General features: G+C 70.9%; 2 protein-coding genes. One reads left to right on the top strand and one right to left on the bottom strand.

The window, feature by feature from the left end; genetic code table 11:
• Positions 1-58 precede the first annotated feature (58 nt).
• A complete protein-coding gene (locus tag D7X55_RS28435) occupies positions 59-9,622 on the top strand; it encodes a non-ribosomal peptide synthetase (protein WP_121724694.1) in 9,564 nt (3,187 codons plus the stop codon).
• Positions 9,623-9,663: 41 nt separating this feature from the next.
• On the opposite strand, the gene D7X55_RS28430 is transcribed toward D7X55_RS28435, so the two are convergent.
• Positions 9,664-9,966: hypothetical protein (locus D7X55_RS28430; protein WP_147470241.1), on the bottom strand; the 303-nt coding region annotated here is incomplete at its 5' end.

The raw sequence follows: 9,966 nt of genomic DNA, 5'->3' as shown, positions 1-9,966 counted from the left end.
CTCCCCTTCCGCCCCCGCGCCGAAGTCCCCGGCGAGGTCCCGTCGTCGAGCACCGCCGGTGGTGCCCGTCCCTCGCGACGGCCTCTTGCCGCTCTCCTTCGGGCAGCAGCGCATGTGGTTCATCGAGCAGCTCACGCCCGGGGGCATCTCCTACAACGTCCCGTACTTCGCGCGGCTCACCGGAGCGCTGGACGTCCCCGCGCTGGAGCGGGCGCTGGCCGTGCTGGTGGAGCGGCACGAAGCGCTGCGCACCACCTTCGCCGTCGTGGACGGGCAGCCGGTGCAGCGCATCGCGCCGTCGCTGTCCCTGCCGCTGCATGTGGAATCGCTGGAGGCGCTGCCCCCGTCCGAGCGCGAGCAAGCCCTGCGGCACCTGGCTGAGGCGGAGGCGCGAGTGCCCTTCGACCTGGGCGCGGGGCCGCTGGTGCGCGTGCGGCTCCTGCGGCTGAGCGAAACAGAGCACGTGCTGCTCCTGATGCTGCACCACATCTGCTGCGACGGTTGGTCGCTCACGGTGATGGAGCGGGAGCTGCAAGCGCTCTACGCGGCCTTTCGCGCCGGAACGGAGCCCACGCTGCCCGCGCTGCCGGTGCAGTACGCGGACCATGCGGTGTGGCAGCGGCAGTGGCTCCAGGGGGAACACCTCCAGCAGCAGGTGGAGTGGTGGCGCGGAGAACTGTCAGGAGCGCCCGCCGCGCTGGACCTGCCCACGGACCGGCCCCGTCCCGCCGCGCAGTCCACGCGGGGCGCGGTGTACCGCCATGCGCTTCCTCCCGAGCTGGGCAAGGCGCTGGAGGCGCTGTGCCGCAAGCAGGGCGTCACGTTGTTCATGGCGCTCCTGGGTGGGATGCAGCTGCTGCTCTCTCGGCTGAGCGGCCAGGATGACATCGTCATCGGCTCGCCCATCTCCGGCCGTACGCGGCAGGAGGTGGAACCGCTCATCGGCTTCTTCATTAACACGCTGCCCCTGCGCGTGCGCGGTGAAGGCTCGCTCGGCTTCGGGGAGCTGCTGCGCCGCGTGCGCAAGACGTGCCTGGACGCGTACGCGCACCAGGAGGTGCCCTTCGAGCAGCTGGTGGACGCGCTCCAGCCGGAGCGTGACCTGAGCCGCCCGCCGCTGTTCCAGGTGTTCTTCACGCTCCAGCACTCGGCCGTGCCCGCGCTGGAACTGGAGGGCCTGAAGACTTCCGAGCTGGACTTCGAGCCGGGCGTGTCGCGCATGGACCTCACCGTCTTCCTGCGTGAGACGCCGGAAGGGCTCGTGGGCCTCTGGGAGTACAGCACCGACCTCTTCGACGCGGCGACGGTGGCGCGCTTCGCGGAGCACTACTCGCGCCTGCTGGAGGCCGCTGTCGCGGAGCCGGAGCGTCCCGTGGCCACGCTGCCGCTGCTCACCGCGACGGAGCGCCAGCGCCTGCTCCACCACGGCACGGGAGTCACGGTCCCCTACCCGCGCGACGCGTCCCTGCCGGCGCTCTTCGCGCAGCAGGCCGCGCGGACTCCTGACGCCGTGGCCGTGGAGTCCGGTGGTCAGCGGCTCACGTACGCGGAGCTGGAGGCTCGGGCGAACCAGCTCGCGCACCACCTGCGTGGGCTGGGCGTGCGGCTGGGAACGCCCGTGGGCCTGTGCGCGAGCCGGTCGCTGGAGATGGTCGTGGCCACGCTCGCCATCCTCAAGGCAGGCGGCGCGTACGTCCCGTTGGATCCAAGTTACCCGCCGGAGCGCCTGGAGCTCATGGCGCGCGACGCCCGCATCTCCGTGCTCCTGGTGGAGCCGGGGCGTGAGTCCGCGTTGAACGGCCTGGTCGCGCGGGTCTTGGTGCTCGACCCGTCGTGGCGGGCCTTCGCTGCGCTGCCGGTGGCCGCGCCGGAGGTGCACATCCCCGCCGATGCGCTCGCGTACGTCATGTACACGTCCGGCAGCACCGGGCGGCCCAAGGGCGTGGGCGTTCCCCACCGGGGCGTGACGCGCCTGGTGAAGGGCGTCTCCTATGTCCGGTTCAGCGCGGAGGACGTCGTCCTCCAGCTGGCCACCACGTCGTTCGACGCCGCGACGCTGGAGCTCTGGGGCGCACTGCTCAACGGCGCGAAGCTGTTCCTCTATCCGCCGGTGACACCGTCGCTGGAGGAACTGGCGGCCATCCTGGACCGCGAGCACGTCAGCGTGCTGTTCCTCACCACGACGTTCTTCGAACAGATGGCGCTGAACCGGCCCGCGGCGCTCGCGCGCGTGGGACAGGTCCTCACGGGCGGCGACGTGCTGTCCCCGCTGGCCGCGCGCAAGCTGCTGGACGCGGGACGCGCGGTCGTCAACGGCTACGGCCCCACGGAGAACACCACCTTCTCCGCCACGTATCAGGTGAAGCGGGACCTGGACGCGCGGAGGCCCGTGCCCATCGGCCGCCCGCTGGAGAACTCGCAGGCCCTGGTGCTGGACGCGCGCCTGGAGCCGGTGCCGCCCGGCGTGGTGGGCGACCTTTACGTCGGAGGTGACGGGCTCGCGTGGGGCTATCTCGGCAAGCCGGACCTCACCGCGGACCGCTTCGTGCCGCATCCGTTCAGTGAGGTCCCCGGTGCCCGGCTCTATCGCACGGGCGACCGTGCTCGCTGGCTGCCCTCCGGCGAGCTGGCCTTCATGGGCCGCGCGGACACGCAGGTGAAGCTGCGCGGCTTCCGCATCGAGCTGGGAGAGATTGAAACCGCCCTGCGCGACCTGCCCGGCGTGGAGGACGCCGTGGCGGAGGTGCGCGAGTACGTCCCCGGTGACAAGCGGCTGGTGGCCTACGTGACCGGCGCGAACGTGGACGTGAACGCCCTGCGTCCAAGACTTTCCGCCCAGCTGCCAGCCCCGTGGGTGCCGTCCGCCTTCGTGAAGCTGGACCGGCTGCCGCTGACGCCCGTGGGCAAGGTGGACCGCAAGGCCTTGGCCACACCGGTCGGAGACGCGCTCACGGACGACGCCTACGTGGCGCCGGTGACTCCGACGGAGACAGCGGTCGCCGAGGTCTGGGCCGCGCTCCTGGGCCGCACGCGCGTGGGCACGCAGGACTCGTTCTTCGAGCTGGGTGGGCACTCGCTGCTCGCGACGCAGGTCGCGTCCCGGCTGCGGGAGACCTTCCAGGTGGACCTGTCCGTGCGGACCCTGTTCGAGGCGCCCACGGTCACCAGCCTCGCCGCGCGCATCGATGCACTGCGGCTGGGGAGCAACCGGATCCAGTCGCTTCCACTGGTGCCCGGGCCAAGGGACGGATGGCTGCCGCAGTCGTTCGCGCAGCAGCGGCTGTGGTTCATCTCGCAGCTGGACACGCTGGGGTACTCGTACAACGTGCCCCTGGTCACCCGGCTGCGGGGCGCGCTGGACGCGGACGCACTGGAGCAGAGCCTCGCGGAGATCATCCGTCGCCACGACGTCCTGCGCACCACGTTCGACGAGGTGGACGGACAGCCGGTGCAGCGCATCGGGCCCGCCTGGGACTTCACGCTGGCGAGGACGGACGTGGAGGCCGCGAAGCTCCCGGAGCAACTGGCCACGGAGGCGCGTCGTCCGTTCGACCTGCGGCGCGGTCCCCTGATGCGGGGCCTGCTCCTGCGCGTCGCCAATGACGACCATGTGTTGATGCTCGTCATCCACCACATCGTCTTCGACGGGTGGTCCGTCGACGTGCTCCAGCGCGAGCTGAACGCGCTCTACCCCACGCGGGGACAGAGCACGCTGCCGCCCCTGTCCCTCCAGTACGTGGACCATGCGCGATGGCAGCGTGAGTCCTTCCAGGGAGAGGAGTTGGAGGACCAGCTCGCGTGGTGGCGGGAGGCGCTGGCGGGAGCACCGCCCGTGCTGGACCTGCCCACCGACAAGCCTCGTCCGCCCGTGCAGACCTTCCAGGGCGCGAACTTCGAGGTGCTGCTGCCCCAGTCCCTCCACGGTGCGCTCCAACTGCTGGGACAGCGCGAAGGCGCCACGTTGTTCATGACATTGCTGGCGGGGTTCCAGGCCCTGCTCGCGCGCTACAGCGGACAGGAGGACGTCGTCGTGGGTTCGCCCATCTCCGGCCGCAACCGGCGCGAGGTGGAAGGGCTCATCGGCTTCTTCGTCAACACGCTCGCCTTGCGCGCGGACGTCTCCGGTTCGCGTTCCTTCCGGCAGCTGCTGCGCGGCGTGCGCGAGAGCTGCCTGGGGGCGTTCGCGCATCAGGACCTGCCGTTCGAACAACTCGTGGACGCGCTCAAGCCGCCGCGTGACCTGAGCCGCACGCCCCTGGTGCAGACGATGTTCGTCCTGCAGCGGGCCGCGACGCCGCTGTCCCTGCCCGGGCTCGCGGTGGAGGACTTCCCGTTCCAGTCGGGCGTCTCCCGCTTCGACCTCATGCTGTTCATGCGGCAGACGCCGCACGGGCTCGTCGCCTACTGGGAATACAACACCGCCCTCTTCGAGGAGGCGACCGTGGCCCGGATGGCCGGGCATTACGTGCGGCTGCTCGAAGGCGTCACAGCGAGCCCCGAGCTGCCGCTGGCGGACCTGTCGCTCCTGTCGCGAGAGGAGCGGGAGCAACTGCTGGTCGCATGGAACCACCGTGAGGAACGGCTCCCCGCTCCGGGGCTCATCCATCAATGGGTGGAGGCCCAGGTCGCGAGGACACCGGAAGCGGTCGCAGTCACGAACGAAGCGGAGTCACTGACGTACGCGCAGCTGGATGCACGCGCCAACCAGCTCGCGCACCACCTCATCGCCCTGGGTGCCACGCCGGGAAGCTCCGTCGGGCTGTGCCTGGAGCGCTCCAGCCTGGACATGCCCGTCGCTGTCCTCGCCACGCTCAAGGCCGGGGCCGCCTACGTCCCGCTCGACCCGAACTATCCGGCCGAACGTCTGGCCCTGATGGTGGAGGACACACGCGCGCCCGTGGTCCTCGCGCACGAGGGCTTCGTGCACGCCCTCCCGACAGACACCTCCACGCGCATCGTGACGATGGAGGCAGCCTCGCGGGCATCGCGTCCCACCACGTCGCCCAACGTGAAGCTGTCGCCCGAAGCCGTCTGCTACGTCGTCTTCACCTCCGGCAGCACGGGCCGGCCCAAAGGCATCGCCATGTCCCACCGGGGCATCGGCAACATGCTCGCCTGGCAGACCCGCCGAGCCGTACGCGCGCAGGCCACGACGCTCCAGTTCGCGTCCCTCAACTTCGATGTCTCCTTCCAGGAGATCTTCGGCACCTGGTGTATCGGTGGCCGGCTGCTGCTCAGTGCCGCCGAGCTGCGCCGCAACCCGCCAGCCCTACTTCGCTTCCTCATCCAGCACCGCGTGGAGCGCCTCTTCCTGCCCTTCGTCGCGCTCCAGTCCCTGAGCGAAGCCGCGCGCACCGCGACGGAACTGCCGCCTCTCAACGAGGTCATCACCGCGGGCGAACAACTCCAGGTGACACCGGCCCTCGTGTCCCTCTTTGAGCGGCTGCCCGGCTGCGTCCTCGAAAACCAGTACGGCCCTTCGGAAACCCATGCGGTCTCCGCGTGGCGCGCATCCGGCGCACCCAGCACCTGGCCCGCGCTGCCTCCCGTGGGAACGCCGCTGCCGTCGGTCCAGGTCTACGTGCTGGATCCGAAGCACCAGCCCTGCCCCGTTGGCGTTCCGGGCGAGCTGTACGTCGGCGGTGATGGGCTCGCACACGGCTACCACGGCCGGCCGGACCTCACCGCGGAGCGCTTCGTCCCCTCCCCCTTCGGCCCCAAGCCGGGCGCCCGGCTCTACCGAACGGGAGACAAGGCCCGCTGGCTCGCTGACGGACAACTGGAGTTCCTGGGCCGCCTGGACGGACAGGTGAAGCTGCGCGGCTTCCGAGTCGAACTGGGCGAAGTGGAGTCCGCCCTGAGAGCCCTGCCCGACGTGCGTGACGTCGTCGTGGTGGTCCGCGAGGACACGCCGGGCCACAAGCAGCTGGTGGCCTACGTGGTCCAACCGGAAGCAGCCTTCTCACCGGAGGCGCTGCGACAGGCACTGGCGCGAAAGCTCCCGGAGCACATGGTGCCCTCCGCCCTGGTGCGAATGGACGCACTGCCCCTGGGGCCGAGCGGCAAGGTCAACCGCCACGGTCTGCCCGCGCCCACGGAGGAAGCAACGGACGACACCGGGTTCCTGGCCCCCATGACGGCGGTGGAGAAGGTGATCGCCGACATCTGGGCCTCGCTGCTCGTGGTGCCTCGCGTGGGCCTCCAGGACCACTTCTTCGAACTGGGCGGGCACTCGCTGCTCGCGACGCAGGTGGCCTCGCGGCTGCGGGAATCCCTCCAGATGGAGCTGCCGGTGCGGGTGCTCTTCGAAGCCCCGACGCTCGCGGAGCTGGCCACACGCATCGAAGCCTTGCGCCAGGAAGCCCATCCCCTCCAGGCTCCGCCCCTGGTGCGCACGGAGGCCGGAGACTTCGCGCCGCAGTCCTTCCCTCAGCAGCGGCTGTGGTTCATCGACGCGCTCGCGCCGGGCGGGTTCGCCTTCAACGTCCCGCTGTTCATCCGGTGCAAGGGGCCGCTCGACGTGGCCGCCCTGGAGCGGTCGCTCGCGGCGCTCATCGAGCGTCACGAGTCCCTGCGCACGGTGTTCGCGGAAGAGCACGGCCAGCCCGTGCAGCGCGTCCTGTCCTCGGTCCCCTTCGCGCTCGCCTTCGAGCGGCTGGAGGACGTGCCGCCCCACGAGCGCGACACCGTCCTGCGCCAGCGCGCGGAAGAGCGGATGCGCCACGTCTTCGATCTGCGCACGGGCCCGCTGCTGACCGCGACGCTGCTGCGGCTGGACGCGGAGGACCACGCGCTCTTCCTGCTCATGCATCACATCATCACGGACGGCTGGTCCACGGAGGTGATGGGACGCGAGCTGGGCATCCTCTACGACGCCTTCACGCGCGAACAGACACCGCGTCTGCCCCCGCTGCCCATCCGGTACACGGATTACGCCCGCTGGCAGCGCGCGACGTTGCAGGGCGAAGCGCTCGAGACGCAGCTCACCTGGTGGAAGCGGCACCTGGAGGGTGCGCCCCACGCGCTGGAGCTGCCCACCGACCGGCCCCGGCCACCCGTGCAGGCCCAGGCCGGCGCGGCCCACTTCGTGCGGCTCCCCGCCTCGGTGGACGCCGCCGTGAAGGAGCTGTGTCACCAGCAGGGCGTCACGGCCTTCATGGCGCTGCTCGCGGGCTTCCAGGCGTTGCTGTCGCGCTACAGCGGCCAGGACGACCTCGTCGTCGGCTCGCCCATCTCCGGGCGCAACCAGCGCGAGGTGGAAGGGCTCATCGGCTTCTTCGTCAACGCCCTGCCCCTGCGCGTGAAGGTCTCCGGCGCGGAGTCCTTCCAGAGCCTCCTGACCCGGGTGCGCGAGACGTGCCTGGGCGCGTACGCGCACCAGGAGGTGCCCTTCGAACAACTGGTGGACGCGCTCCAGACACCGCGAGACCTGAGCCGCACGCCGGTGTTCCAGACCGTGTTCGCCCTCTTCAAGGACTTCCCCGGCATCCCCCTGCGAGGGCTGGAGACAGCGCCGGTGTCCTTCGATCCCGGGCTCGCGAAGCACGACCTCACCCTCTTCATGCGCGAGTCCGCCACCGGCATGGTGACGCACTGGGAATACAACACCGCCCTCTTCGACGCGGCGACGGTGGAGCGCATGGCCGGGCACTACATCCGCCTGCTGGAGCAGGTGACGCGAAACCCGGAGCGCCCGCTCGCGTCGCTGCCGCTGCTGACGGAGGCGGAGCGGCAGCAACTGCTCGTCACATGGAACGACACAGCGCTCGACGTACCGGCGGACCTTCGTGTGCCCGCGCGCATCACGGAGCAGGCGCGGCGGAGGCCGGATGCGCTCGCGTTGGCGAGCGACGGGCAACGGCTGACGTTCGGGGAACTGGAGGCCCAATCGAACCGGCTGGCACACCTGCTGCGCGCTCAAGGCGTGGGACCGGAGACCGTGGTCGCCCTGGGAATGGACCGCACGCCCGGCTACGTGTGGGGCGCGCTGGGCATCCTCAAGGCGGGCGGGGCCTACCTGCCCATGGACCTGACGTGGCCGGAGGCCTGGTGGCGGCATGTGCTGACGGACAGCGGCGCGCGCATCGTCGTCACCCGTCAGGCCTTCGCCTCGCGGTTCGACGATTGCGGCGTGCGCGTGCTCTGCCTGGACGCGGAGCCCACGCTGGAGTCGCAACCCGCCACCGCGCCCGAAGTAACGCTGCACGCGGAGGCGATGGCCTACGTCATCTACACGTCGGGCAGCACAGGCAAGCCCAAGGGCGTCTCGGTGACGCACGGCACGTTGGCGAACCTCGTCGTGGGGCTCGGCACGGCGGCGGAGATGGGCGCGGGAGACAAGGCCACGCTGCTGACGGGGCTCGCGTTCGACGCGACCGTCTTCGAGACCTGGCCCGCGCTGTCGCATGGCGCCAGCCTGCATCTGCCCTCGGATGAGGTGCGTGCGGAGCCCGCGCGGCTGGTGCGGTGGCTCGCGGCGGAGGGCATCACGCTCACCACGCTGCCCACGCCCATGGCGGAGGCGGCGCTGGAGCAGCCGTGGCCTACCGGCATGGCGCTGCGCCGGGTGCACGTGGCCGGTGACGTGCTGCACCGCCGCCCGGGGCCTGGTGTCCCGGGACAGTGGCTCAACTGCTACGGCCCCACGGAGAACACCGTCATCGCGACCTCCGGCGTCGTGAAGCCCGAAGCCTCCGAGGGCCAGCTGCCGCCCATCGGAAGCCCGGAGCCGAACGTGCGCGTATACGTGCTGGATGGCACGGGACAGCCCGTGCCGGTGGGCCTGTGGGGCGAGCTGTTCCTGGGAGGCGCCCAGGTGGCGCGCGGCTATCTGGGACAGCCCGCGCTCACGGCGGAGCGCTTCGGACCGGATCCGTTCTCCCGCGAGCCCGGCGCGCGCCTGTACCGCACGGGTGACGTGGTGCGGTGGCTGGCGGACGGAACGCTGGAGTTCCGGGGCCGCGCGGATTCGCAGGTGAAGCTGCGAGGCTTCCGCATCGAACTGGGCGAGGTGGAAGCCGCGCTGCTCGCGCAGGCTCCGGTGAAGGAAGCCGTGGCGCAGGTGCGCGAGGACGTGCCGGGCCAGCGGCGGCTGGTCGCGTACGTGGTGCTCCGCGAAGGGGCCGCGTTCACGGTGGACGCGCTGCGGTCGTCGCTGCGCAGGTCGCTCGCGGAGCACGCGGTGCCGTCCGGGTTCGTGGTGCTGGAGCGGCTGCCTCTCACCGCGAACGGCAAGCTGGACCGCAAGGCCCTGCCCGCACCGGACGTGCATCGCCCCGAGCTGAGCGAGGACTACCGCGTCCCCGAAGCGGGCCTGGAGCAGACGCTGGCCGCGCTCTGGGCCAGCGTGCTGGGGCTGGAGCGCGTGGGCGCGAGCGACAACTTCTTCGACCTGGGTGGCAACTCGCTGCTGCTCCAGTCCGTGCACGCGAAGCTGGAGGCGCTGGTGGGCCGCAAGGTCCCGCTGGTGACGCTCTTCCAGTACCCCACGGTGCGAGCGCTCGCCGGACACCTTTCACCGCCGAAGGACACGCCACCGGTCGCCACGCCCGCACCCGCGCAGGACGCGGGCGCGCAGCGGCGGGACAACCTGCGGCGAATGGCCCAGCGGCGGGGACGCTGAGCCTGTCGCTCAGGAGGTCTGGATGAACATGCGGACCTCACTCAGGGAAGGAAGGCCGCGAGCTTCGCCCCCAGCCCCACGGCATTCTCGCCCAGGAGCATCGACAGGTGATTGCCCGGCACGGTCTCCACCCGGAGCACCGCGCCCGAATCCAGCCACTCCAGCTCCACGTGCTTCGGCAGGTGCTCGATGAGCGTCGCCGCGCGGAAGAACTGGAGGGTGCCGCCCTCGAAGCGGGGCATGGGGTAGTCACGAAGCGCGAGCATGTTCGCCTCCCAGACACGCAGGTATCGCTTCTGTTGCTCCGGATCCGTGAAGACCTGCTCCTGCGCGAAGCCCACCCC

The sequence above is a fragment of the Corallococcus sp. AB049A genome (assembly GCF_003668885.1).
GTDB lineage: Bacteria > Myxococcota > Myxococcia > Myxococcales > Myxococcaceae > Corallococcus > Corallococcus interemptor.
This window is presented reverse-complemented; position numbering and strand designations above follow the sequence as displayed.